This window comes from Deltaproteobacteria bacterium (assembly GCA_016931625.1).
Taxonomy (GTDB): domain Bacteria; phylum Myxococcota; class XYA12-FULL-58-9; order XYA12-FULL-58-9; family JAFGEK01; genus JAFGEK01.
The window spans coordinates 1-25,706 of the sequence record JAFGEK010000045.1 but is presented as its reverse complement, the minus strand read 5'-3'; the positions used below and the strand labels follow the sequence as shown (position 1 = coordinate 25,706).

Sequence of the window (25,706 nt, the reverse complement as noted above, 5' to 3'; positions counted from 1 at the left end):
GACTTGCCACCAGCAAGCCTCGGCATGATTTTTTTGCGCGCGCGGCCCTCGTCACGCGGCTTTTGTGAATCTCTCGGTCCAACATTTGGGGACACCCCCTAATTTTTTCAAATTATCGTGCCTCTTTTCAAGTTTTTTTCTGTACATAAAGCAGTAATTTCTGGGTTGGCTTCGGTCAATTGTAAACCTGATTGCTGCGCCCAGGTTTCAAAAGCATTCAACGCACGACAAAGACGCAATAGTTTAGTTTGGCTTTTATGAACTTTCATAATCAAGGGTGGCACCATTGACCAATTAACATTGGCGGGTTCAAATTGATGATTAGGTAAGCGCATTTTTCCTAATACGTGATTGTATAAGCCCCCAAGTGCACAAGTTTCTGGTGGAGCAAGGGTAGCTAAGCCGTGATGCTCCTGAGTTAACAAAAGTCCGACAAGAAGTCCGTGAGCGGCACTTTCAACATAACCTTCAACTCCAGTAATTTGGCCAGCGAATCGCAATAAAGGTAAATGCGACAAACGCATTTTAGCGTCGAGCAGTGAAGGGCTATCAATATAGGTATTGCGATGAATTGCACCTAAGCGCAAAAACTCAGCTTTTTGTAGTCCAGGGATTTGACGAAAAATTCGTTGTTGCTCTTTATGTAGCATTTTAGTTTGAAAACCTACGAGATTATATGCTTGAGCATCGCGATCTTCTTGACGTAATTGCACTACTGCGTAAGGACGCTTATTAATTCGCGGATCTCGCAAACCTACAGGCTTCATTGCCCCATAGCGCAGGGCGTCTCGACCAGAAGCTGCTACCACTTCGATTGGCTGGCAACCTTGAAAATATTTTGGCTTTTCAAAAGCATGCAATGGAAAAAGCTCTGCTGCCAGTAGCGCGTCAATAAAGCTATCGTATTCGTGTTGAGTAAACGGGCAATTTATATAATCACTACCAGTGCCTTTATCGTAACGAGAAGCTTTAAAAGCAATGTTATAATCAATGCTTTCCGCTGTGATAATAGGGGCAATGGCATCATAAAAATAAAGCCGATTTTGCCCGGTAAGTTTAGTGATAGAATCAGCCAAAGCATCATCAGTTAAGGGGCCGGTGGCAATGACTGTCGGTTTTTTAATTAACTCATCAATTTGGGTTACCTTTTGGGTAATAACTTTTATCTGTGGGTGATTACGAATAGTTGTTGATATTACTTTACTAAAAATACTGCGGTCAACAGCTAAAGCATCACCAGCTTGTACTTGTGCTATAGCCGCTGCTTGCATCACTACAGATCCTAAGCGGCGCATTTCTTCTTTAAGTAATCCCACTGCATTTAAGGGGTTTTTCGAACGTAAAGAATTTGAGCAAACTAATTCAGCAAAATCGTTACTTTTATGAGCAGAAGAATGTGTAAGTGGTTTTTGTTCAATCAAATCTACCGAAATACCTGCTTGGGCTAATTGCCAAGCAACTTCGACACCCGCTAAGCCAGCTCCGATTACTGTAACCTGCCCAAACATTCTGTATTACTCCCTTGGTATGATTAATTTTGGTTCCATGACAAAAAACGTGAATATGCATTATTAATTTGACCTACTCTGATAATACGATAAATGTTAGGAAATAGACTATGGCTATTTATGGCTCACTACGAACTATGCCGCTTGCTGATTTGATGCAGTGGGTGAAGACCACTTCACGTTCGGGAGTACTAACTGTTAGTCGTGATGGAAATGAGTGGGAACTTGTACTTAATGGCGGGACAGTAGCTACCTATAGCGGTCCAGAGTTACATGATAATTTAGGGCATATAGTTGTTACTAGCGCTTTGCTTAGCGAAGAAGACTTACGTACTGCGATTCAGCATCAACGAGCTGTTGGCGGAAGCTTGCAGCAAGCCATGTTGTCTCGTGGTCTTATTGCTCAAGAACCATTGCAGCAATGTTTGCGCGAATTAGCAATTGAATCCATTTATGACCTATTTATAGATTTGCCAGGTGAATTTGTTTTTAGTGAAATAAACGCTAAAGGTTTTGATCTTGGTCTAGATGATCAAGAACGCTTGTCAGTTGATTTAGATGTAAACCATTTGCTAATGGAAGGTGCACGTCGTCAAGACGAGTGGTTGCATGTACGCGAGCGTTTTCCACATGACGATGTTCGTATACGAATTATTGATGAGAAACTGCCCCCACTTGAAACTATAGGGGTGAGAGAGCGGCGTATTTTAGCCAGTATTAGTGCCGGACAATCAGTGTCTGATATTTGTCTTGAATTACGAGCACCTATTTTATCTGTGCTACGTACATTGGTTTCTTTTGAAGCAATGGGTGCGGTGGTGTTCTTACCGGATGAAAATGCTGATACTCATCACAGTGATTCTGGTAGACTTGAACAATTAATGGATCAAGTCGAAGTTTTGCGGCAATCACGTCAATTTGATGAAGCAGTATCTTTATTAGAAGTTGTAGTACGTATGCGACCAGATTCTGAAAATGCGCGAATCGCGCTAAAAGAATCTTTAGAAGAACAAATTAAAGATTTATACTCTACTTTACCACCATTAAAAGTACCAGTAATTATTGCAGATGAGCATCGTTTAGGACGTTTACGTTTACGTCCAGATGAACGATTTTTATTAAATAGATTATCTGCGCAAATGGATATTGGTAGTTTGATTATGGTGAGTTCTTTAAATGAGCGTGAAACATTAAAAACGCTTAAAAAACTATTGCACTCAGGAATTATTGAATTGAAGTAACTTTTAATATATATACTAAGTATAATTGAAAGGTAAATATTGGTGCAGATCGTTTGCTGGAATGTTAATTCTATTCGTGCGCGTAAAGAGCGTTTTTTATCCTGGCTAAAAGAACGTCAGCCTGATGTTGTATGCTTGCAAGAGACTAAAGTTGTCGATTCTGAGTTTCCTGCCGACGAGATAGCTTCTCTTGGATATAATTGTGCTGTTCACGGGCAAAAAACTTATAATGGTGTTGCGATTGTATCACGTTTGCCTTTAAGTAATATTCAAAAGGGATTTGGCGATCACCAGGACGATAATCAAAGCCGCATAATCTCAGCATTTATCAATGATTTGCGTATAATCTCTGTTTATGTGCCTAATGGGGGTGAATTGGGCAGCGATAAATACGCTTATAAATTAAAATGGTTGAAGCGTTTACGTGCATATCTTGATCAAACTGCAAATCCTGAACAGGAGATTATTGTTGCTGGTGATTTTAATATTGCTTGGCGTGATTGCGATGCAGCACATCCTGAAGCTTGGCGTGATAGTGTTTTGGCGCATACTAGTATTCGTGAAGCATTTGCCCCCATTCTTAGTTGGGGATTACGTGATCTGCTTGCTGAAAAAGAACCAAATGGTGGGGTGTTTTCGTGGTGGGATTATCGTCAGCTTTCTTTTGCGCGCAATGATGGCTTACGCATAGACTTGCTTTTAACAACTGAGACAATTGCAAATAAATGTAGCAAAGCTTGGGTAGATAAAGAAGCGCGCAAAGGTGAAAAACCTTCTGACCATGCACCAGTGTTTATTGAGTTTGCCAGGTAATCTGTCAGTTTTAACGGTAAACGGATAAACGCTTTATAGTTAAACAGCTAACGGCTAAGCGCTACTGAAAATATATTGTGACTTTTACAAATGTCTTTAGATAATGCTTTTATATACATTCGTCTCTAACAATAGTATCATTATCTTGAATAGCACCGCGTCTAAGCGCAGCATGTGCTTTTTCTCCACCAATTTGCTTTAAAGCCCAAGCAGTATGTTGACGTACTAAAGCACTTGGATGTGAAAAAAGAGATCGTATGAGTATATCTACATAACTTTGTTCACCACTGTTCCCAATGGCAATGGCGGCATTACGCGCTAATTGATTGCGACTAATGCGATATTGCGCTTTACCTTTTACCCAGCGGCGATAATCCCCACTAGAAATCATTAACAAATCAGTTAATGTCTTTTTAGGTTCTTCATTACTAACGAGTTCTGGTGTTATTGCAAAATTATGCGATTGTTTGTTGTGAGGGCAGACATCTTGGCAGATATCGCAGCCAAAAATTCGTTGTCCCATTAAAGGTCTTAATTCACGAGGGATTAAACCACGGCTCTCAATTGTTAAATATGAAATACATCGGCGTGCATCAACGCAAAAGGGCGATAGGGCGCCAGTAGGGCAGGTATTTATACAGGCATTACAGTCTTGGCAGGTATTGTTATTAGGTTCATCAAAAGGTAACTCTAAATCAGTTAATAACTCACCCAGCACTACAAATGAACCGACATTTGGTACAATAAGCATGGTCGATTTTGCAATAAATCCAATGCCGGCATTTACTGCTGCTTCGCGTTCAAGAATAGGGGCGGTATCAACGACAACACGAGAAGTTGTGTCAGCCCCTGTAATTTCATTTATTTTTTTTACCAAAATAGATAATTTTTCTCGCATTACTATATGGTAATCAGCTCCCTGAGCAAACTTAGCGATTTGTCCATAGGTTTGTTGATTATATCGATTGTCATTTTGGGTTGCCGTTGAGTAAGCGAGTGCTGCTACAATTATCGTACGAGCATTTGGCAAGAGATGGTTGGCATTTATACGTGATGGATGCTTTGCCATATAACTCATTTCACCGTGACAACCTTTTATAAGCCATTGCGATAATGCTAACTGTCCACGTTGCCAAGTTGAAATGGGTGCAAAACCAACACGAATAAAACCGAGACTAGTAGCAGCATTACGGATTTTTTCTCGTAAATTTTGCTTGTTATTCATGTGGTTCACAGTTAGCTATTTTGGGTCGTTTTCACCCAACTGTCCACATGCCGCAGCAATATCTTGACCACGAGCACTGCGAATAATTGTGTTCATACTGGCATCTCTAAGTACTTTTTGAAATTTCAAGACTTGCTCCATCGAAGGTGGATGTAATGAAGTTCGTGGATGAGCGTTAAGTGGCAAAAGATTTATTTTTACCGGGATAAAAGAAAGTAAATTAATTAAACGATGTGCATCTGCAAGCGAATCGTTAACACCTCCAAGCATAACATATTCAACAGTCAAGCGTCGTCGGGGCGAAAGAGGGTAAGCACGCAAAGCAGCAATTAGTTCGTTAAGCGGCCATTTTTTATTTATTGGCATAATTTGTGAGCGGACTTCATCGGTAGTAGCATTAAGAGAGATAGCAAACTGTGTTTGTACTGCTCTACCTAGATCATAAATTCGCGGTACAATGCCTGCAGTAGAAACAGTAACACGACGATTTGAGAAATTCATACCATCAGCATCGATAAGCAATTTTACCGCAGCAAGAACATTGTCGTAATTTAGCAGTGGCTCGCCCATACCCATAAAAACTACATTTGTTACTCTGGTATTTTCGATTGGTTTTTTGGTCGTGCAATTTGCTGCGAGGTCGTGGCTAACTGCAAATACTTGGCCAATTATTTCCGCCACTGAAAGATTGCGATAATGCTTTAAAGATGCGGTAAAACAAAATTTACATTCAAGCGAACAACCGGTTTGTGATGAAATACATAAAGTATTTGTGACTCTACCAACTTTTACAACTTCAGGAATATATACTGACTCAAAAGCTTGACCATCCATAGCAACAAAGCGGTATTTTCTAACGCCATCACTTGCTTGCTGCACTTGGTCAATTTTAGGGTAATCAATCAAAAAATGCTCATCTAACGTGCTGCGTAATTTTTTTGAGATAGTAGTTATATTTGCAAAATTAGATAGTCCATGACGATAGATTGCTTCATAGACTTGCTGTGCACGAAATAAAGGTTCATTTAGTGATAGCAGCAGGCTCTCAATTTCATACTTTAAAAGGCCTAAAAGGTTTTGTTGGTGTGGCAAGGTAGTAAACACTCCTACAGCAAAATATCGCAAACGCAATATATAGCAAAACATATAAGTGCAAGAGACTTAATAAAAATGGTAGCATTTACTACATAGTGAACAATTTAAAAAGTCGTGACGTATTAAAAATAGCTGCGCGGGTAGGTACAAATGTTAAAACCACAAGAAGTAAGTACTAGTGCGCAAACACCGGTAAGCAATTTAACAGTACCTCGACTTTTTGCTACTACACTTTCAAATCTTTCGGCATTCGTATATTCAAGCAATAGTCGTTATACCAAGCCGACATTCATTAGTGACAGTATATATGAAGTTACTGGCTATGAAAAAGCAAAGTTCACCAGCCCTGATGGGTGGTCTATTCATGATATTGTCTCTTTGGCGGATCAACATCGTGTAGAGCACGAAATAAACGCTGCCTTAGCTGATAAAAATCCATTTGAAGTTGTCTATCGTCTTAAAAGAAATGAAGGCGAAGAAAAATGGTTGCATGAACGAGGGCGCGGTATTTATGCTGCTAATGGTAAATTAAATGCTGTTGAAGGTGTAGTTAGCGATATTACTCAAGCGCACAATGCAGAAGAAGCTTTGCGCCGTCGTGTTGAAGCCTATGCTTTAGTATCTGATATGTCTCGTCGTTTTTTGTCTTTAAAGGCGAATGAATTTAACGCTGGTATTGTTAGTGCACTTGCAGACATGACGGTATTAGCAAGTGCAAGTGAATCTCGTTTAATGGAGAGTTCACCTGATGGCGAGAGTCTGGTTTGTAGTTATTCGTCGCGTTTTGGAGGAATTCGAGCTCAAACTTTATATCTAAATAATTGGCATTGGCTATATGAGCAGCAGCAAGGTCGTGATTATTTTATTATTAATAATGTTAAACAGTTGCCTGACAGTGCAAAGACAATGCGCGAGCAACTAGTAAAAGATAACGTTGATTCTTTTATATGGATTCCGCTTACTCATGAGACACAAGTACATAATAGTGGAATTTGTTTGCTATGGCGTGGTCGTGAGACTAACCTTGCGGATACTGATTTAACACCTTTTGTTGTAATTGCAGATGCCTTTGCTGCGGTTACTCGTCGACACCGAATCGAACAAGCATTGCAGGCAAGTGAAGCTGGACTTACCCGTATAACTAACGCCTTGCCTGGTGCGGTGTTTCAATTACATTTTGCTGCTGAAGGTAATGCTAGATTCGTATTTGCTAGTCGTTGGGCAGAAGAGTTTTTAGGAGTATCAAGAGAAAAATTGTACAATGATATAAATATAGCTGCCAAACATATTGTACTAGAGGACCGAGCAAGCGTTTTCAGTTCAATTGAAAAAAGTCGTAACTCTTTACAAGAGTGGTCGCATGAATTTCGAATGCTAGACCGAGATGGTATTATACGTTGGCTGCGTGGCAGCGCTATGCTTGAAAAAGCTTTTGATGGTGGTGTTATATGCAATGGAATAGTTATAGATATTTCGCAGCAGAAACAACTAGAAGCACAATTACAGATGAAAGATAGATTGGGGATTGTAGGAACTCTCGCATCTGGAATGGCGCATGAGATTAATAATCCACTTTCATACATTCGCTCAAATTTAGTGTATTGTATTCAAACACTTGAAGATACTGCATGCGACCATGCTATGCCAAATGTTTGTGATGATATGCGCACTGCTTTACGTGACGCGCTAGAAGGTAGCGATCGTGTTCGTAATATCGTAGCTGATTTGCGTACGTTTTCTCGTGCTGACCATGAATTAACTAAAGGGATGGTTGATATACAGCGTGCTGTTGAGACGGCAGTGCGTATGGTACAAAGTGAAGTACGCTATCGTGCACATTTACGTCGTGAATTAAATAATGTCCCAAAAGTTTTCGCTAATGAATCAAGATTAATTCAAGTTTTTATTAATCTTTTAGTTAACGCTATGCAGGCTATGCCTGAACGCGATTATGATTTGAATGAGATTTATATTAGTACAGCACAAAAAAATGACAGGGTTGTAGTAGTGATTAGGGATAATGGTAAAGGGATATCTAAAGAAGTTTTAAATCGTATTTTTGATCCATTTTTTACTACTCATAATGTTGGTGTAGGCCCTGGACTTGGCCTTGCTGTATGTCATGGAATAGTCTCAACATTGGGTGGTGAAATTAATGTGGATAGTCAATTAGAAATAGGAACCACAGTAACTATACTATTACCAATTGCTCATACCGAATTAAAAAATGCCCGCAATTTACAGAATAAAACAACTGAACATCATCCTCGAGTGCTAGCTATTGACGATGAGCCTTTAATGTTGACGGGATTAAGAAGGTTACTTTGGCGCGAATATGAATTAGATACTGCCAGCAGCGCTACTGAGGCCCTTAGTCGGATTGCTAATAATGACTACGATATTATTTTGTGTGATTTAATGATGCCAGGACGCAATGGCATGGATCTTTATTCATTAATAGAAAATAGCCATCCTACAATAAGTAACCGATTTATTTTCTTAACCGGTGGGGCTTTTACACCGTCGATGAATGATTTTGCAAACAAAATGGGTGATCGAGTCATTAGCAAGCCACCTGATGTTGAAGAATTATTACGATTGATGAAAAGAGTATTGGATTTAAAGAAAGTATCATAAATATTATCATGTTTTCTTGACCTGTCCTCAAGGCCCCGGTAAACCAATAGATGACGTGATTAGCAGTACTTCCCTTAAACAGCGCGTCATCGTTAGGGTGAACATGGAGCCTCCCAAGATGAGCCGCACCGATAAGCGAAAACAGAGTCTGTATTTTCCAGAAGATATGCTTCGCGAAATACAAGTCGAAGCAAATCGACAGGATCGTTCACTATCATGGATAGTGCAACAAGCCTGGCGCTTGGCTAGAGCAGAGATCATGCGATTTCCGTCAGTAAATGATGTTACTACTGATGGCGACGCCACATCTCGAGGATAGGTACCGTGGCCGGACCATCACGCCGTCAAGCGTTATATTTTCCTAGTGAAATGCTGGAAGAATTACAGCATGAGGCCAAACGTTTAGATCGTTCGATCTCATGGCTGATTCAACAAGCCTGGAAAATTAGCCGAGCTGAAATGCGCAATATGCCAAGCACGACTGATTTTTTTCCTGATATCGAGTATCAATCGATGCCTCAGGATCCAGGAAATGATCCTGAAGATGGCTAAGGCCTATTTAGGATAATGCTGAATTTTACAGGCTAGTTGTTCAAACAGCATTTCTAAATAGCGTTTATAGACTTTGAATGCTTTAGTAGCATTATAGGATGTCTCTATAGGGGCGCTTCCCTATTTTAGGCGAGTATTGGATGCGAATAGGATTTTTTGGCCAAAGCGGACCATTTTCAACACCAATTTTGCGATATTTCCTGGATTATAGCGCGCAGTTTGAAATAGTGCTCGTTGTTGAAGGTAAAAAAAACCAGTCTCATCGTATGCTGCAACGCTTACGTAAACCAAGAAAAGGCAAGATCCCTGATGGCAATGCATTAAGCGATATTGCACATGCTGCTGGTTTTATGGTGCTTGAAACATGCGATGTAAACGATCCTATCGCCATATGTACAATCAATGATTTTAATCTTGATTATATAGTTTGTATTGGCTTTGACCGGTTATTTTCTGCTTCTGTGTTAGGTACCGCAAAGCAAGCAATTAATGTCCATCCATCATTGCTACCTCAGTGGCGAGGACCTTCTCCATTGTTTTGGATCAGTAAAAGTCATGAACGCAATTATGGGGTAAGTATTCACGAAATAGACGATAAAGAAGATCATGGGGTAATTTTTTGTCAAACTTCATTTGACCCTCCAGCGCATGCAGAGGGTGCTACATTATTCACAATTGCAGCAAATACTGCTGCACCTTTGCTTGTCAATGTATTAATGAAATTGCAGCAAGGACGACTTAAGGGAATAGTGCAAGATGATAGTTGTGCAACACGAGCCCCGCGTCCTAAACCTGAAGATGCTTTGATTAATTCAACTGCCTGGGATTGCGAACATTTAGTAGATTTTTGTTGCGCCGCGCCATACTTTCGTACGCCTTGGCTACGTTTTGGCGAAGAAATATTTTTTATACGAAAAGGTATCGAAACAGAACGTGGTCGTAAATTGCCAGGGCATTACGCTCTAATTGGTACCAAGTTAATGGTACAATGCCGTGATGGTATTGCATGTTTAGAAATTCAAGAACCATTTCAGATTTAAATTAGGGGGTGTCCCTAAATGTCTCCCGTCGATCTTCACGAAATCCGCTACTTACGACCGCGTGCTCGCAAAAATTCTGCCTGCGACTTGCCACTAGCAAGCCTCAGCAGGATTTTACTGCGCGCGCGGCCATCGTTCACGCGGCTTTCGTGAATCTCTTAAGTCCAACATTTAAGGACACCCCCTAGCTATCGTTTAGTTTTTTTAAGCAGGGGATAAATTCTTCATAATTATTAAATACACCGTTGGCTCCGGCGTTAAGCAAAGTTGCAGCAGAAAAGCTTGAACAGAATCCTAATGACATCATGTTAGCTTGGCAAGCGGCTTGAATACCAAATATTGAATCTTCAATAACAACGCATTGTTGTGGCAAAATACCTAAGCGTTGAGCGGCTAATATAAATAGGTCTGGGGCTGGTTTGCCATTTGCTACTTCTGTGGCGCTACAGATAGTACTAAAAAAATTTGTTAAACCTGCCACCTTGAGAGAAAACGCTATCTTTGGGTGTCCTCCTGATGAAGCAACGGCCAATTTGATATTTTGTTTGTGTAGTTCACTTATTACTTTATGAACACCAGCAAATGGCTGCAATAAATTAGCGGCCATTTTAAAATATTGATTTTGCCGTTCTGCAATAATGTCAGGAGCTAACTTTAGTTTATATTTATACTGTATGTATTCAATTACCGCTTGATCTGATTTGCCAATAAACTTTTCGATTTCAGCTAATGCGATATTTAATCCATGGTTATGTAAAACCGGCAACCAGGCGCTACAGCTTATTTTTTCACTATCAACAAGAACACCATCACAATCAAAGATAATGGCAGCAATTGACACGATGAGTGTGAAAATTATGCTTCTGCTGCTTTTTTAGCAGAAGCAGCTTGCGGTTTTTTCATTGCGCGTAGTTGGCGCGATAAACGTTTGGCACCAGCGCGAAAAGATTTGGCATTGTCGCCTTTGCCTGCTTTGCGTGCAGCTTGTGCTTTTTGTTTAAGTGATTTCATTTGTTTTTCGAGATCTTCACGATTCATTTTTTAATAACTCCATTAATGTATGTAAAAAATTAAAATAACAGATTGAGATATCTATAAATTTTGCCATTTATTAGCAAGTGAGAGTAGACCACGGTTAATTAATATGGACGGATAGTTCACTATTGCCAATATTAATGATGTCACCATCTGCCAGAATTTTGCTGGTGGTTCTTTCAGAATTAACAAAAGTACCATTAGTGCTTGCAAGATCGATAATGCCAAAAGCATTTTCATCATAGAAAAGCATCGCATGTGCACGAGAGATGGAATCATCAGCAAAAATAATATCAGCAGCGCGTTCAAAGGTTTCACTAGAAAAATGAGGAGTAGGACTACCAGTTGCGGGCGTACGGTCTTTAAGATGGCGTTCAAGAATACCGCTTGCAGATCCATCAAGTACGCGATTACCGTTTCGGTCAATAAAAGCAGTTTCGTTTTCTGAAAGATGCCTGCCAATTAAGCGGCAAGTGCCAATTTCAATACCAACACTATCACCAGAATTTGGGCCTGCAGTTGCAGTTAATAATGCACGTGGTCGAGTAGGGCTGTCTGTCATTTTTTCCATGTTAGCTCTCATAACATAAAAAGTATTATTAACGGGAGGGTTACGATTAGCTATTCCTTTATTTTTCACAGGTTTCTTTTTCAGCTCACAAATTTTTTATGAACATAGCTTTTTTACTATCATTTTGCTACGCCACATTATGAGATAAACATGTCAACTCGTCATATTTATGGTCCAATACTGAGTCGGCGTCTTAAAATGAGTTTGGGCGTTGATATAATAACCTTTAAAAACTGCCCATTTGACTGTATTTATTGCCAACTTGGTTCTAGTGCTTTGCAGGTTACTAAACGAAGTCATTTTGTTGCCCCAGAGACGATTATTGCCGAATTACATAAGAAATTAGCTCTAAGTCCACAGCCGGATTTTATCACGCTTGGCGGTTCAGGAGAGCCCACTTTATCTTTAGATCTTGCTGAGTTAATCAAAGCAATAAAAGACGAAACTGATATACCGGTTGCTATTCTTACAGGTGGTTCGCTATTTCATTTGCCTGAAGTACGTGCTGCAGTTAGTCAAGCTGATGTAATTTTACCTAGTTTAGATGCAGGTACTGAGCAAGTTTTTAACCTTATGAATCGCCCGGCGCCGACAATTACGTTTAAAAATGTCGTAGATGGTCTTATTGCACTGCGGCAAGAATACACTGGTCAAATTTGGCTTGAAATAATGATGTTAGAGGGCATCAGTGATACGCCACAACATCTTGAAAGTTTAGTGCAAGTAGTCACTAAAATCGCCCCAGATAAAGTTCAGTTAAATACCCCTATTCGACCGGGTACCGACAAACGCGTAAGACCTATGAATGCTGCCGCTTTAAACGAAATATGTAGTAAATTTAATCCAGTAGCTGAAGTTATTGCAGTTTTTGCTGATAAATCGCGGCATCAGACGGATGCAGGGCTTAATTGTAGTACAGAGGATATTATCGCAATCCTTGCAAGACGCCCAAGTACGATAGAAGATCTATGTTTGGCACTAAATACAAGCCAAGAGCAAATACAAAAAATTGTCGATATGCTCTTAGCAAAAGGTAAAATTGAGCAAGATACGACTATACCAGGTTTTATTTGTCTGCCGCGATAGGTTTTTATTTTAAGCAATCTTTTAATAATATTTATATGGTAGGCAACCATGAAAAAAAATACCTTAGTACTATGCATCTACAGCGTGACAGAAACGTGTAATCGTGCTTATTAGCGAGCGAAATTGCGCAACCCCTTGACAACCGCTGGTGCAGTGGTTGAAAGTTGCGCCCCCCATATTTTTTTATTTAGCAATTTGCCAGTTTTCGTTTTGAAAACAGCATGAAGGAGGATTGCATGGCAACCATCGATTTCGGTGGCGTTAAAGAAGAGGTCGTTACTCGTGACGAGTTTTCACTTGCTAAAGCTAGAGAAGTACTAAAAAACGAAACGATTGCCGTTATTGGTTATGGTGTACAAGGCCCAGCGCAAGCACTTAATATGCGTGACAATGGCTTTAAGGTCATTATCGGTCAGGCGTCAAAATTCAAAAAAGATTGGGACCGGGCGATTAACGATGGTTTTAAGCCAGGAGAAACGCTTTTTGAAATTGAAGAAGCAGCAGAGCGTGGCACTATAGTGCAAATGTTAGTTTCTGATGCAGCGCAAAAAGCAATTTGGCCTGATGTCAAAAAACACCTTAAAAAAGGTGATGCGCTTTATTTCTCGCATGGTTTTTCGATTGTTTATAAAGAGCAAACCGGGGTTATCCCTCAAGCAGATATCGATGTAATTTTGGTTGCCCCTAAAGGCTCAGGTCTTAATGTGCGTCGCAATTTCTTATTAGGCGCAGGCATCAACTCAAGTTTTGCGGTAGCGCAAGATGCTACTGGCAGGGCGCGTGAGCGTTGCTTGGCTATAGGTATCGCTGTTGGTTCGGGGTATCTTTTCCCAACCACATTTGAGCATGAAGTATATAGCGATTTAACTGGTGAGCGCGGTGTATTAATGGGAGCTCTTGCCGGTATTATGGACGCTCAATATGAAGTTTTGCGTGCCAATGGCCATAGCCCCAGCGAAGCTTTTAACGAGACGGTTGAAGAGCTTACCGAAAGCTTGATTCGCCTGGTTAGCGAAAACGGCATGGACTGGATGTATGCCAATTGCTCGGCTACTGCTCAACGTGGGGCGCTTGATTGGCGACCACATTTTAAAGCAGCCGTAATGCCGGTATTTAACTGGTTATATGACCGTGTAGCTTCGGGCAAAGAAACAGCGCGAGTTATTGAATCTTGTGGTGCCCCAAATTATCAAGAGCAACTTGGTAAAGAATTAGCCGAGCTTGGTAATTCTGAAATTTGGCGTGCTGGCAAAGCTACGCGCTCACTGCGACCAAAAGAAGCAGCTAAAGCGATTACTGCTAATACCAAGGGTATTGGCGGTCGCGATTCTAATTAAAGTTTGAGTATATTATATTCTTTAGATAAACGATAAAATAAATGCTTCCGGTCAAGTGGTGCTAATTTTAACTAAGCACCAACCTGACCGGAAGAATATTTAATCCATATTAAATAGGCGAAATAAATTAAAACTTCGGATTATCTTCACTGAGAGTACCTTTCACTGACGTCCAGGTGACTGTAAGAGGATTCTCGGTAGTTTCGCCCGGCTTTAATGTTACTTCATTTCCTCTTTGTTTAAACTCCATATAATTGGTTCTGGGATCAGCATAGAGTTTTAGATCATATTTGTGTTCTTTTTTCATCTGCTCAACGGTCATGCCTTTAAGATCAACAGCTTTTACTTTAAGTGTATTGCCTTTGAATGAAAAAGCTACTTCGCCACCAATATCCAAGTAACGTGAATAAAAATTACCGCCTTTATTATCAGGTTTTTGTAGCTCGGCTTGCTTAGTGGCATTTAAGAAACCAAATCCATCTTTATTTCCTACTTCTAATTGTTGAGTTTCATTCTCTTTAACTTGATCAACGTAAGATCCGCCTTCATCGTTCTTCCAACTTACAAAGCCTGATAGAGGCAGACGAATCATCGCTTCTGGTGAGAATGTTTTATTTTCTTTAGAGTGGTTAGTTGTATAACACTTGGCCGTGAAAATGCCATTTTGGTCAACCGTGAATTCTTTCGTAAGGCTTTGTTCGCTTTCAGGGTCAACGGGGCTTTTCATTATAATTTTATTATCTAATACTATACAGGAGTAATTTGCTTGGGTAAAAGCTGTTGCATACGGAAAATCATCTGACGAGAGTGCAAAAGTGCCGCCAAAGTTCATTGGTTCGCTTGAGGATTCGGCCAACATATTGCTGCCGCCTTTATGGAAACCAGTGATGTGACCACCATGTGTATCGAACTTGACAATAGTACCACCGTTAGAAATAGAAGCGATATTACCTTTACTATTTGCGGCACCTTGTTTAGCATTTTTACTATTTTCTATTCCCTTTAATATTACATCTGCATTTCCAGGTTTTAAACTACTCACTGCTGCCTTAACATCCTCTGATTTCAGGCTATACTGATTAATACGATTTTTAATCATTATTGCAAGAATCGATAGGTTGTCTTTATTAGAGGCAAATGAAATAATATCTTTGGCAGCTTCATTGACTAAGCGTTGTTGTAATTCAGTTTTGAGAGCTGCGCTCATCTCTGCGCTAACACCTGGGATCTGATTCTTATCAAGGGCTACATAAAGCTCATAATTTGTGGCGTATAGTTCTTTTGCTTGCTGCCAATTTTGGCCTTTTGTGCCTTTTTCATCTTTAAAGCTAACACTCTCTGGTGTTGTATTAGCATTAAATTGATCTACAAACTTAGCCGCATTTTCAGGTTTCATATCGAAACCTTCGGCGGTCTTTGCAAATATAACAACAGCCGGATCGCTACCAGCATTAAATTGATCCGCAGTAATTGTAGTAGGTACTCCGTTATTAATTCTATTAATAATTGCAAAAGTGCCATCCAGGACTTGTTCAGGTGACAAACCAGTTAAACCGGCAGGTAATTTATCAGGGGATAGCATTCGGTAGTCGCCGCCCCAGTTTTCCACTGCTATTTTATCAGTAACCCAATCACTAAATTGCTTACAAGTAAACTCAACAGATGTGCCGTCTTCTAGCTTTTTGCCAGTAGCGTTTTCGACTATTTGTTTAAGTTCAGGTGTTAAATTTTCAGGCTTTAGTGAAATTTTCTTATCTGGTGTGTCATTTAATTCTTGGATGTACCATCTTAAGGTCGTAACATTCATTGGTTCTGCCATAACTTCTCTCCTTAATTTATTGAGACATCTGGCCTCATTTTGGTTTCAGTTTGACTTCGTAACTTCAAAACTGCGTAACTGTGCTACTTCGTGATTGGCTGTTTATCGACAGTGAGGGAAAATCGTTGCTAAATAAGAATAGTGGCCAGGTAAACCAAGAAAACCTGAGTTTCGTATATGAAATATAATAAACACAACAATTTTAGTAAGTTACGTGACAATGGGTAAGTATTTATAAAAATTCAAACAATTAATTCAAGTATATTATTGCATTAAGTCATTTTTTAGGGATGCTTATAAACTTCTTAAAATATTATGCTTTTTTGATTATGTTATATTTCAACTTTTACTTACGATCGTTATTTAATTAACTTTGTGGGTTAGAGTAAAATACGTTTTATTTATTACTGCTTACGAATTTGAATAATGCAGTGCAGCTAATAATCAAAAGCAACGACAAACTAACGCAATCCCCACCAGTTATCAGCGAATATCAATTTAGATTGACAATTAGGACATTCAATAGAATCCCATAAATGAAAATATTTTAATGCAGGTTTGGGAAAACCTTTATAAGTAAGCAATGCTCCGATAAGTGAAAAAATGGCACCTGGTTTTACTTTTGCGGTAACACCTGCTTCAGCCACAGCCGCAGCAATTTCAATATGTGGTTGTACACCAGCTAACAAATTTTTTTTCGTTGCTAAGTCACGTAATTCAGCACCAATATTTTGCCAAGGATTAGGTGTACGTTTGCTGCCTTTAAAAGTGCCAGGATTTGCTAAGGGTGCTCTGGCATTTTTTGGTGGGGGTGAAGGTGGGTCATCATCATCGTATGATATTACCGCTAATCCCCAATCATTAACCGACACTATAATTTCAGATTCATCTTTTGGGCATATAACTTTTGATTCTGCATCATCATAAGCAAACATGTTATCCATTTCCATTTTGCCAACAGCATGCCCGGCAAGACCAATAGCTGCCACGATTAAATTGTAGGCTTCATTGAGTTTTAATTTTGCTGTTTGTAGGTTTTCTAGGCATCGAGGTTCTGCATGAGCAATAGCTTGTTCATATCCTGGTAGTAGATTGCTGGGGGCATGTTCAATTTTGGGGTCGTACATTGCAGCAGCACCACCAACAACTAGCCATAAATTAAGGCATTTTTCTGCTGGTAAAGCATCAGCAATACTAACTAAATGTGGTATTATGGCAAACATTGCATCATATAAACTGTATTGATGATATGCACTTTGCCAAATTGAATCAAACAATTTGCCTTTAAAATTTGGATTACTACTAAACTGTCTGATGCTGTTAGGAATACTACCAGCTTTTCCAGATGATAATTTTAAGGTTTTCCACTGTGGACTATCTAAAGGAAGTAGGTCGATCATGGCTGATATGGCCTCCAAGCTAATATGACCAAAACAAAAACTGTGATAATTTTATTTTGCCCATAATGCAAATCTTTATCTAATTCTACCACCATCTTGTTGAGTACCAGTTACATTTTGCACTCCTGCATTATTTTGTGCAGTAGCACAATCGTCACATGCAGCCCCACCATGACCAGCATCACTGCTTGATGCTTGCACACGATTGGTTTGGTCGTTGGTCGCAGCGATACCACGTTGTTCACCATGATGTGTATTGCCAGGTTGTTTTCCTCGTGGGCCTGAGGCAAATTCAACATTAGGTCCTAATAAACGTCGTGCTGAGTTCCTCATTTTTCTAGGTATACTTCCATTGCTAGTAGTTATGGTGAAAACAGTCTTTCCATTTCTTGTGCCTTGAGTGATTGTAGTAGTGCGATTTTTACGTGCAATTTCGTCCCCCATAGATCGATGTAAAAAATCAGCCGCAACTTGCAATTCATCAGCAGTAAGGCGGCGAGGTTTTTGGCGATGGGTTTTTTCTCTAATAGAACGGCGTAATTGCGCGCCTAATCTTTTTAGCCTGCATCTAATCGAATTAGGGCATTTTTTGCCTAGTCCACGAACATCAACTTCAGTTAATGGATTATTGGTGTAGGCATAAAGATTTAGCCCGCCGGTGATTCCATCTGGATCACTTTCTAAATAACGACCAAGTTCTGGGCTATAATAACGAAAACGATTGTAGTGAAGTCCGGTTTCAGCATCGAAGAAATGCCCAGGGAAACGTAGTGGTTGATAAAAATCTTCGCCGACATCTATATGCACTAGACCATAAGGATCGATTTTAGCTTGCCAAACAACAGCAGCATCTTCATCTTCAATGTGTTCAGGGGCACCTCGATGGTCAGAGAAAATATAATAACAATTGCCAGAGTCAGGTGCGGCGTTGATGTCTTCGTAATCGACAAACATCAATGGTACTATCGACCTGGCGCCAGCATAAACATAAACCCTTAATTGTCCGTTAGGGAATACTTCTGCAGCTAAGCGGTCGTTATCCCAGTAATAATTCCAGGTTTTATCATTGACGGTTTTTTGCACCCGTCGACCTAAAGCATCATATTTTGCACGCCAAGTTAGATCAGGGCCATCGATAGCTATGAGCTGATCTAGTGAGTCATATTGATAATTTATAGTACCAAACAATCCTTGACGTTTAGAGATATGGTCACGTTCATTATACTCAAAATTGTCATTATTGGCCAAAGCCAAGCGATTACCAGATTGATAATTGGCTTTAAGACCTGGTGCTTGTAATAAATTATCACCATCATCATATTCATAGATATCTTCTTTGCCATCAGGATGCTTTGCTGATGCTAAGCGATGTGCACCATCGTGTGTGTAGCGAGTAATTCCATGAATGCTATCATCTACAACTAATAAATCACCTTCACCTGAGTAGCCAAAATGCCTTCGCCATGCTTGACGCGGAGCTCCTTTATGATAAACGCTTTTTGCTAAACAACGCCCATTATGATCATACTGTACTAATTCTATACGCCCATTGTTTAACTGTTTTTCAATCACACCTGGGCATAGTTGTTTAAATCGGTGAGCTTTGCCGGTGGGGTCTGTTATTGTAAGTATATTATGATAATTGGCTTGTATGCCTCTTAGACTTTCGATAGTTTCTTCGTCGAAAGTTGGTACAGCACTTTTCCTTTGATATCTCGTGATAAATTTATCTAATACTTTGGTCTCTATTACCGCACCAAGAATTGTATGATGTTCAATACCAATTTCATCACGTTTATCTTCAATGCAAAATCCAGTGAAATCGTAGTCAAAATTACAGGTGTGTGCATCAGTCTTTGCATTTATAATGCGACCATTGTCATTGTATTCTAATTTATAGGTACCACCGGAGGCGAGTTTTGCCCCTGATTCGAGATTGCCAGGAGCCACTGTGTAACTGATTAGCAAATTGCCTGCACCATCGTGTTTTTCAAGCACATTACCTGCAGCATCATATTTATAACGCTCACGTAATCTGCCATGGCGTAGTACTTCAACGAGTCGGTCTTTTAAATCATATTTATATTCGCTTTTTGTTCCGCCAGGATCGGTAATTGCTGTAAGTTGTTCGCTATATGAATATTCAGAGGTTGTGACTCTTTTTAATGGGTCTATTTTGCGAGTTTCATAATTCCAAGAAGTATGTTCATAACGAGTAGTGCGGCCATCGAAATCAGTATAACGTCTAATGTTGCCTTCTAAGTCAAATCCCCAACTACGTGCTCGGCCATCATAGTTCTCTTGGCGAAATGGTAAACCTTGAACGTCGCATATATCAACAGGTTTGCCACCGCTTGGGTGATCAATGCTGGTGAATACAGGTACAAGTGGTGGCGGTATAGAATGTTTAAGGTCGAGTGATGTGGGCATTGCCTCAGGTAGTGAATATATTTCTCCTAATTCCCATTCAAGAGGATGGATACCTTCCCAATGATCAAGTGGATGGTCGTCATCAATATTTTCAGGTAGCGAGATTTTATATCCTAAAGGGTCAATTTTATATAATGACTGATCGTGTTGATCATATTCTATATGAGAAATATTGCCGTTGGGGTCGATTTCTTCGATGATGAGCCCGTTGTCATCGAGTTTAAACTGTTCTACGCCATTGTAGGGGTCAATAATATGAATAATAGTGTTTTGATCGTTGTAGTAATAACTCCATATGCCGCCATCACCACGAGTTACAATGGTTAATCGTTCATTTGGTTTATATTCAAACGAAGTTGCTTCTGCCCCGTCTTCGCCGCGAGTGTCAATGCATCTGCCATCTGTATCATATTTAAATAAAAAGCTAAAATTATTACGGCTGGTTTTACGGGTGAGGCGATGAGCAGCATCATAATCATAGGTGAATATTGATTTATAGGCATCGACCCCTTTAATTAAGTGACCTTTGTCGTCGTAGCTATATTGAATGAGAAATTGAGGATTTGGCTTTTTGCGGTCGTGCAGGCTGACGCTTTTAATATATCTACCTATATAGTCTATTTGCAATTTAAAATAATTGCTCGCTTGAATTACCGTGACTTTTCCGCTTTTATTATATTTAAAAGAAATACTTTTGTTGCCATTACTTATATGAGTAAGGGTTGCACTACGTCTGAAATTGACAAAAGTAAAATGATGGCTTGGGCCTTTGGGTGAACGGATGGTGTATTGTGTATGATTAATTCGTGAAAGGATTAACCCTTCGTTTTCAATTTCATCGCCATCGTTTTTTAAAAACGGAAAATTAGTTTCTTGCCATTGAGCATCGATGAAGGTCATGCCATCAAGATCGGTGCGTAGTTCAAGATCATAACAATGACGATAGCCCCAGCCCAAATCACGCTCTTCGTTAGCATGACGGCTATCATAATAGCGAATAAACTCAATCGGCAGATCAGCATCAGGTAGACGAAAATCAGTATCATTATCGACAACTGCACCAGTGACAACGTCAACTGGATCACCTAAGTAGCGACGTAGGTGAGAATATGGTGTTCGTTTATTAGGACAATTGTTTCGACTCATTGTCCATGATCCTGATTGTAAAAAAAGCTAGTAATCATTTAAGGACATCCTCCGCCGCCACCTCTCCTTGTTCTGTTTTGATTTCTATAGCGATTCAACTTTAATTTAAGTTTTTTTAATAACCACTGTGCTGGATCAGGAATATTAGGAAAGGGCATACCAGCCACATGAACGTTGAAGGCCCCAGTTACTAAAAACCCAGGGAGTGCCGGCGGGATTGCGGGGTCTTTACCCATTGCTGCGGTCATGGCCATAGCAATTGCATCTGCTGCTAATTGCGCAATGGCCATACCAGCACTTAGAGCTTGGGCTGCAGCTAAGTTAGCATCTTCTTCTGTCGCAGCATCTGCAGCATCTGCTACGGCACCGGCTACCGCAGCAATTTTGCCAGCATTCTGTAATACAGTTATGCCAACGCTTGCGACTGTTGCAGCCATCATCGCTGCTTTACTCGCTGCTTTAGCTGCTGCCGCTGCTGCACGTGTAGCTCCGTCTTTGCTTGGGGTGCATGCCGTACAAATATCGGTGACACGCGCAGCACGCATACCACCTACAAAAACTTTTGATGAGCCTAAAAAAATGGTAAAAAATGGGGCAAAGCCTACGCAAGTTGGTGCAATGCCAATATCACCAGCGCGTGCCGCTGGCAGGCCACCCATCCATACTTGCACGCAAGTACCAAATAACACACAACCAATACTTGGTAGGGGGACTGGTGGGGCAGGTGGAATGAGGCTTGGCGGATGTGAGTGTGCATGTGGTATGCCAACATAAAGCGAAGTTAAATGAGCTGCTGGAAATTTAGGCAACATGTCAGATATGACATTAGTTGCAGCAGCTACGCCAGCATTAATAAGGTCCATAGGCAGTGATAAAACTGCAGTTACTCTACCAGCAATATCGGCGACCGTGCGTGCTGGGTTTGGCGCCCGTGGTGGCAGCCCATCAGCTGGTGGTTCACCTGTACCTTGCAGTGGTGCTGATAGTTTCTTGCCAGTGCCTTCAATGGTTTGGCTTAGTAAAAGAGTTAACTCACTCATTGAGGTGAAGCCTCCACACCACGGCGACGCAGTTCTTTAATTTCACGTTCTGCTTCTGCCTTTTCATCTTTCATACCTAGTTCAGCATAGAGATTGCGCAGACGTTCAAGGCAATTGAGTAGTTCGCTTTCGGCTTCAACTCCTTTGGCTAATTCGTAACCAGCATCCCAATTTTCAAAGGCGGCTTTTTTATCATCTAATTTGTAACAGCAGAAACCAATTTGTTCGAGGCAGCGAATTTTAAGCATCGGATTGGCACAACCTTGAGCTAATTTTGCTACGGCATCATAATGGTCGCGGGCTTGCTGCCAGCGCTGCTCGCGACGATGTAAATTGGCGAGGTTGAGGGTGATGTTAATTAATGCGGGTAGTGACTCAGATTCAATAGCGGGGGTTAGAGCTCTTTCAAAATAATCTTGTGCAGCTTCAAGTTGATTGCCACGTTCTGCTACTTCACCAAGACCATTTAAACTTAAGGCTGCTAAAGGTTTATTACCTTCTGCTAAATAATAACGTGATAGCAAACCATATTTTTCAATAGCATCGCTATAGCGACGTTGTGCTAAATCAAGACCGGCTAAAATAAAAAATGATTGCATGCGCAGTGGCAAACTTAATTTGTCATCATGTGCTTCATCGATTAGAGATTTTTCAATAGCCGGTGGACTAAAATCCGGTGCATATCCTTGAGCGTATGGAATAGTTTGAGTACGTTTATATAAAATAGCTGTATCGCTATCCTCGCGTATAAAAATACGCATATGATGACACCAAGGTATCGGCAGCTCGTGTTGCAATAATTTAAGCATTAAACTGGCGTAATCTGCAGAATTATTTATTTCACTTGGAAGAAAACCAAAAATGACATCAGAGTTATCAGGATTAGGCAGTAAATCGCGTGCATAAATCATTAGTTGTTTTAAACGGGTTATCAAATCAGCTTGTGAATTAGCAATAATTTCAGGGATAGGTGGTATAGGCGATTGTTCTTCTTTTAATGCTTCAATTAATGCTTTGCAACGCAAATTAAAAGAATTAGCCAAAGTGTCTACATATTCGGCGCTGGTAATAAATGGGTCAGCAAAAAGCCAAAACATATTTGAAGCATCTGATTTTTCTAAACCATCGAGAGTGCTCATTAAAGGCACATATTCACTAAGACCAGCTTTAACTATCAAAGCGAGATCTTGGCGTTGTGCTACAAAAGATTCACAGCGCAATCGCATTTCTTCAACGAGTTTACGCATAGAAGTTTAACCGATCTTAACAAGAGCACCTTGAATTTCATGAATGCCAACCGCAGCAGAAGTGATTTTAACACCACTTACTGTTGTGCCGGCTGGCTCAAATTTGATGTTATTATTGGCGCTGCCCGTTGTTACGGTTTGACCGGTAATATCAATAGTGCCATCACTTTTAAGAGTTATACTTGCTGAGCCGCAGGTGATAGAAACTTCACTGTTTGCGGTGATACTTAATTTGCCATCATTCCCAGCAGTTATACTGCAACCATTGTTGCTAAGCTTTATGTCGCCAGCAGATGTAAGAGTTGCAGAATCTTTTATTAAAAGTGAATCTCCACCTTGAGTGACTTTAAATTGAGTATCTGCAGTAATGTTATATTCGCCGTGGACGGTGGTGGTTTTGTTTGATTCATTAACAGTTAAGGTATCTCCCTTTTTAATAGTAGTACCGCGACCGCCATCAAACGTTTCGGTCAATTTGTCGGTTACTTTTACCTCGCTTTTTTTCTCGATGGTTAATTTATCATTACCTTTAACCGTGGTTTCACGGTCATCTTTAAAGGTACGTGTTTCTTTTTTAGTGATGGTGGTAGTGCGCTCACCTTCGACAGTGTTGGTTTCATTTTTCTTAATGGTTTTATTGCGGTTATTATTAACAGTTAGAGTTTGATTGGCATTAACTGTAGTTGAATGATTGTTTTTAACTAACTCATTTAAATCTTTTTGTGCTTGTAAATACACTTCTTCACTGCCAGCAGCATCTTCAAAACGAAACTCATTATAACCTTTATTACCTAATGAACTTGATGTTTTAATGACGCTAATAGTTTTTTTATCGGGGAGTTTATATGGAGGAGGATGGTCCCCATTATAAACGCAACCCATTACTAGAGGACGGTCAGGATTACCTTCAAGAAATTGTACAATAACTTCCATGCCAATACGTGGCAAGAAAACAAAACCCCAGCCAGCACCAGCCCATGCTTGTGCTACTCGTATCCAGCAAGAAGAATTTTCATTATTCTGACCTTGGCGATCCCAGTGAAATTGTACTTTTATACGACCATGTTCATCGGTGAAGATTTCTTCATTAGCAGGGCCAACTACTTTTGCAGTTTGCGGCCCATGAATTACCGGACGTGGACGTGCGCACGGGCGATAAGGTACATCGAGAGGAATACAGGTAAAGCTATTATGATAGCGATCTGCATTATTTTCGCGCACGTCCATTTCGTGGATGTTTTCTTCAGGAGCTTCACCAATATGATTAATAGCAGTAATTAAATATTGTGTTGTTAAAGGCAGCATGACTTCGCCACCGACTTCTAGTTTTTGCCCAGCCATTAGCCCAGAGACTTTACCTTCACCCGCAATTTGCTGCATTTGCGTCTCAAATTCTTGCCGGCGTAATTCAGCATGTTCTTTGCCTTCATCACGTGTATAGGTAAATTTACCTTTATCGTAATCGCCAAGAACTTGTGGTGCTGGATACTCATAAACATTTCGTTCACGCCCTAAAACATCAGCAGCACCATCGGTTGCAGTTAAATCTAATTTTGGTCTTGTCCAATCAAAGTCACGCATGACAGAACCAGTTGATTGCAATTCTCGAGCGCTAAATAAATTATGAATAGTTTCAATGCCAAGATTTGCTGTAGGCGATTCTGGGCTAATTACTGGAACCGCAAGGCCATTAGCTGATTCATATGCAGGACATTTTTCGTTACTATCCACTAAATAGAGTTTTTCTTCTTCACCGGAATGATCGAAATAAAAATAAATTCCCTCTTCAGCCATGATTCTCATAGCGAAAGCTAAATCAGATTCATTATATTGCACACAATACTCACGTGGTTTGTATTCGCGTGTAAGGTTCGCTAAATCAACTGTACGTTGGTAAGGTTGCAAACCTTCAGTTAATACTTGTTGTAAAGTGTCTTTAATGGATTGTTCTTGAGGGAAAATTCGTGAGTTAAAAGTATGGCCCATGGCAGCTAATGCCGGTTTGAACTGTACGCGTAATAATGCAGCGTCAACAATTGTGCCGCGCCATTGAACTTTCCAAATTATGCCACATACTCTTTTAATCATTGAACCGCGCTCAATCGTAAGTACGCATGAGTCGCCTTCAAGATCGGTTGGGACTATATCAAGATCTGATGTCGCGAGATCAACGGTGCATTCATAAGGTGCAAAAATTTGTTCATTAAGTTCAATACGACGTACACGCCATGATGAACTTACGTTTTGCGCGGTGTTAAAGGTATATTGAACTGGAGGTAAAGTGCCACTAAGTGCAGTTGCAGCCGTTGACCCGGAGCTTGCGTTGCTCGACATTTTTTCACACCATTGAATAAATAGTTTTTATTTAGGGGGTGTCCCTAAATGTTGGACCGAGAGATTCACGAAAGCCGCGTAAACGATGGCCGCGCGCGCAGCAAAATCATGCTGAGGCTTGCTTGTGGCAAGTCGCAGGCAGGATTTCTG

The 25,706-nt window shown here is 40.3% G+C and carries 20 protein-coding genes; 8 read left to right on the top strand and 12 right to left on the bottom strand.

The features are described 5' to 3' along the window. Nucleotides 1–107: 107 nt before the first annotated feature. A complete protein-coding gene (gene trmFO, locus JW841_03580) occupies nucleotides 108–1,508 on the bottom strand; it encodes a methylenetetrahydrofolate--tRNA-(uracil(54)-C(5))-methyltransferase (FADH(2)-oxidizing) TrmFO (protein ID MBN1960002.1) in 1,401 nt (466 codons plus the stop codon). A gap of 110 nt (nucleotides 1,509–1,618) precedes the next feature. Here trmFO and JW841_03575 point away from each other — a divergent pair, with 110 nt between their 5' ends. Together JW841_03575 and xth are read left to right on the top strand one after the other, a co-directional pair. After that, complete coding sequence (locus JW841_03575) at nucleotides 1,619–2,749, top strand: DUF4388 domain-containing protein (GenBank protein ID MBN1960001.1); 1,131 nt, start codon at nucleotides 1,619–1,621, stop codon at nucleotides 2,747–2,749. Nucleotides 2,750–2,791: 42 nt separating this feature from the next. Next, complete coding sequence (gene xth, locus JW841_03570) at nucleotides 2,792–3,562, top strand: exodeoxyribonuclease III (GenBank protein ID MBN1960000.1); 771 nt, start codon at nucleotides 2,792–2,794, stop codon at nucleotides 3,560–3,562. A 109-nt stretch (nucleotides 3,563–3,671) separates the two neighbouring features. On the opposite strand, the gene queG is transcribed toward xth, so the two are convergent. Together queG and rlmN are read right to left on the bottom strand one after the other, a co-directional pair. After that, nucleotides 3,672–4,787 carry a tRNA epoxyqueuosine(34) reductase QueG gene (queG, locus tag JW841_03565; GenBank protein ID MBN1959999.1) on the bottom strand — a complete coding sequence of 372 codons (1,116 nt, stop codon included), beginning with the start codon at nucleotides 4,785–4,787 and terminating at the stop codon, nucleotides 3,672–3,674. 15 nt (nucleotides 4,788–4,802) lie between these two features. Further along, nucleotides 4,803–5,933, bottom strand: coding sequence for a 23S rRNA (adenine(2503)-C(2))-methyltransferase RlmN (gene rlmN / locus JW841_03560; protein ID MBN1959998.1), 1,131 nt, complete (start codon nucleotides 5,931–5,933; stop codon nucleotides 4,803–4,805). Nucleotides 5,934–6,032: 99 nt separating this feature from the next. Here rlmN and JW841_03555 point away from each other — a divergent pair, with 99 nt between their 5' ends. From JW841_03555 to JW841_03540, 4 genes are all read left to right on the top strand, one after another. Continuing rightward, nucleotides 6,033–8,519, top strand: a complete 2,487-nt coding sequence (locus tag JW841_03555; protein MBN1959997.1) for a PAS domain-containing protein — start codon at nucleotides 6,033–6,035, stop codon at nucleotides 8,517–8,519. A gap of 118 nt (nucleotides 8,520–8,637) precedes the next feature. Then, on the top strand, nucleotides 8,638–8,838 hold the full coding sequence (locus JW841_03550; GenBank protein ID MBN1959996.1) for a TIGR04563 family protein: 201 nt from the start codon (nucleotides 8,638–8,640) through the stop codon (nucleotides 8,836–8,838). A 5-nt stretch (nucleotides 8,839–8,843) separates the two neighbouring features. Continuing rightward, nucleotides 8,844–9,071, top strand: coding sequence for a TIGR04563 family protein (locus JW841_03545; protein MBN1959995.1), 228 nt, complete (start codon nucleotides 8,844–8,846; stop codon nucleotides 9,069–9,071). Between the two features lie 140 nt (nucleotides 9,072–9,211). After that, on the top strand, nucleotides 9,212–10,111 hold the full coding sequence (locus tag JW841_03540; GenBank protein ID MBN1959994.1) for a hypothetical protein: 900 nt from the start codon (nucleotides 9,212–9,214) through the stop codon (nucleotides 10,109–10,111). A 184-nt stretch (nucleotides 10,112–10,295) separates the two neighbouring features. Here the strand turns inward: JW841_03540 and JW841_03535 are convergent, their stop codons facing one another. The 3 genes from JW841_03535 to JW841_03525 all read right to left on the bottom strand — a co-directional run bounded on the left by JW841_03535 (nucleotide 10,296) and on the right by JW841_03525 (nucleotide 11,717). After that, the gene (locus tag JW841_03535; GenBank protein MBN1959993.1) at nucleotides 10,296–10,952 is read right to left on the bottom strand and encodes an HAD family phosphatase; all 657 of its coding nucleotides are present in this window, start codon (nucleotides 10,950–10,952) and stop codon (nucleotides 10,296–10,298) included. A 14-nt stretch (nucleotides 10,953–10,966) separates the two neighbouring features. Further along, nucleotides 10,967–11,149 (bottom strand): hypothetical protein, encoded by a 183-nt coding sequence (locus tag JW841_03530; GenBank protein ID MBN1959992.1) that lies wholly within the window; start codon nucleotides 11,147–11,149, stop codon nucleotides 10,967–10,969. 97 nt (nucleotides 11,150–11,246) lie between these two features. Then, a complete protein-coding gene (locus JW841_03525; protein MBN1959991.1) occupies nucleotides 11,247–11,717 on the bottom strand; it encodes an FHA domain-containing protein in 471 nt (156 codons plus the stop codon). Between the two features lie 150 nt (nucleotides 11,718–11,867). Between JW841_03525 and JW841_03520 the strand changes: the two genes are divergently transcribed. Together JW841_03520 and ilvC are read left to right on the top strand one after the other, a co-directional pair. Beyond that, complete coding sequence (locus tag JW841_03520; GenBank protein ID MBN1959990.1) at nucleotides 11,868–12,803, top strand: radical SAM protein; 936 nt, start codon at nucleotides 11,868–11,870, stop codon at nucleotides 12,801–12,803. Nucleotides 12,804–13,039: 236 nt separating this feature from the next. Continuing rightward, on the top strand, nucleotides 13,040–14,140 hold the full coding sequence (gene ilvC, locus JW841_03515) for a ketol-acid reductoisomerase (GenBank protein ID MBN1959989.1): 1,101 nt from the start codon (nucleotides 13,040–13,042) through the stop codon (nucleotides 14,138–14,140). Nucleotides 14,141–14,267: 127 nt separating this feature from the next. Here the strand turns inward: ilvC and JW841_03510 are convergent, their stop codons facing one another. The 6 genes from JW841_03510 to tssI form a co-directional block, all read right to left on the bottom strand. Further along, on the bottom strand, nucleotides 14,268–15,959 hold the full coding sequence (locus JW841_03510) for a hypothetical protein (protein ID MBN1959988.1): 1,692 nt from the start codon (nucleotides 15,957–15,959) through the stop codon (nucleotides 14,268–14,270). A gap of 461 nt (nucleotides 15,960–16,420) precedes the next feature. Beyond that, nucleotides 16,421–17,359: a hypothetical protein gene (locus JW841_03505; protein MBN1959987.1), complete on the bottom strand. Its 939-nt coding sequence runs from the start codon at nucleotides 17,357–17,359 to the stop codon at nucleotides 16,421–16,423. A gap of 75 nt (nucleotides 17,360–17,434) precedes the next feature. Continuing rightward, a complete protein-coding gene (locus JW841_03500) occupies nucleotides 17,435–20,935 on the bottom strand; it encodes a hypothetical protein (protein ID MBN1959986.1) in 3,501 nt (1,166 codons plus the stop codon). Between the two features lie 38 nt (nucleotides 20,936–20,973). Then, nucleotides 20,974–21,747, bottom strand: a complete 774-nt coding sequence (locus JW841_03495) for a PAAR domain-containing protein (protein ID MBN1959985.1) — start codon at nucleotides 21,745–21,747, stop codon at nucleotides 20,974–20,976. 224 nt (nucleotides 21,748–21,971) lie between these two features. Continuing rightward, nucleotides 21,972–23,222: a tetratricopeptide repeat protein gene (locus JW841_03490; GenBank protein MBN1959984.1), complete on the bottom strand. Its 1,251-nt coding sequence runs from the start codon at nucleotides 23,220–23,222 to the stop codon at nucleotides 21,972–21,974. 6 nt (nucleotides 23,223–23,228) lie between these two features. Continuing rightward, the gene (gene tssI, locus JW841_03485) at nucleotides 23,229–25,556 is read right to left on the bottom strand and encodes a type VI secretion system tip protein VgrG (protein MBN1959983.1); all 2,328 of its coding nucleotides are present in this window, start codon (nucleotides 25,554–25,556) and stop codon (nucleotides 23,229–23,231) included. Nucleotides 25,557–25,706 lie beyond the last annotated feature (150 nt).

Excerpts from the sequence above, each read along its gene's own strand:
- trmFO (MBN1960002.1), bottom strand. The coding sequence starts at position 1,508 with ATGTTTGGGCAGGTTACAGTAATCGGAGCTGGCTTAGCGGGTGTCGAA.
- JW841_03575 (MBN1960001.1), top strand. The coding sequence starts at position 1,619 with ATGGCTATTTATGGCTCACTACGAACTATGCCGCTTGCTGATTTGATG.
- queG (MBN1959999.1), bottom strand. The coding sequence starts at position 4,787 with ATGAATAACAAGCAAAATTTACGAGAAAAAATCCGTAATGCTGCTACT.
- rlmN (MBN1959998.1), bottom strand. The coding sequence starts at position 5,933 with ATGTTTTGCTATATATTGCGTTTGCGATATTTTGCTGTAGGAGTGTTT.
- JW841_03555 (MBN1959997.1), top strand. The coding sequence starts at position 6,033 with ATGTTAAAACCACAAGAAGTAAGTACTAGTGCGCAAACACCGGTAAGC.
- JW841_03550 (MBN1959996.1), top strand. The coding sequence starts at position 8,638 with ATGAGCCGCACCGATAAGCGAAAACAGAGTCTGTATTTTCCAGAAGAT.
- JW841_03540 (MBN1959994.1), top strand. The coding sequence starts at position 9,212 with ATGCGAATAGGATTTTTTGGCCAAAGCGGACCATTTTCAACACCAATT.
- JW841_03530 (MBN1959992.1), bottom strand. The coding sequence starts at position 11,149 with ATGAATCGTGAAGATCTCGAAAAACAAATGAAATCACTTAAACAAAAA.
- JW841_03525 (MBN1959991.1), bottom strand. The coding sequence starts at position 11,717 with ATGGAAAAAATGACAGACAGCCCTACTCGACCACGTGCATTATTAACT.
- JW841_03520 (MBN1959990.1), top strand. The coding sequence starts at position 11,868 with ATGTCAACTCGTCATATTTATGGTCCAATACTGAGTCGGCGTCTTAAA.
- ilvC (MBN1959989.1), top strand. The coding sequence starts at position 13,040 with ATGGCAACCATCGATTTCGGTGGCGTTAAAGAAGAGGTCGTTACTCGT.
- JW841_03510 (MBN1959988.1), bottom strand. The coding sequence starts at position 15,959 with ATGGCAGAACCAATGAATGTTACGACCTTAAGATGGTACATCCAAGAA.
- JW841_03505 (MBN1959987.1), bottom strand. The coding sequence starts at position 17,359 with ATGATCGACCTACTTCCTTTAGATAGTCCACAGTGGAAAACCTTAAAA.
- JW841_03500 (MBN1959986.1), bottom strand. The coding sequence starts at position 20,935 with ATGAGTCGAAACAATTGTCCTAATAAACGAACACCATATTCTCACCTA.
- JW841_03495 (MBN1959985.1), bottom strand. The coding sequence starts at position 21,747 with ATGTTGCCTAAATTTCCAGCAGCTCATTTAACTTCGCTTTATGTTGGC.
- JW841_03490 (MBN1959984.1), bottom strand. The coding sequence starts at position 23,222 with ATGCGTAAACTCGTTGAAGAAATGCGATTGCGCTGTGAATCTTTTGTA.
- tssI (MBN1959983.1), bottom strand. The coding sequence starts at position 25,556 with ATGTCGAGCAACGCAAGCTCCGGGTCAACGGCTGCAACTGCACTTAGT.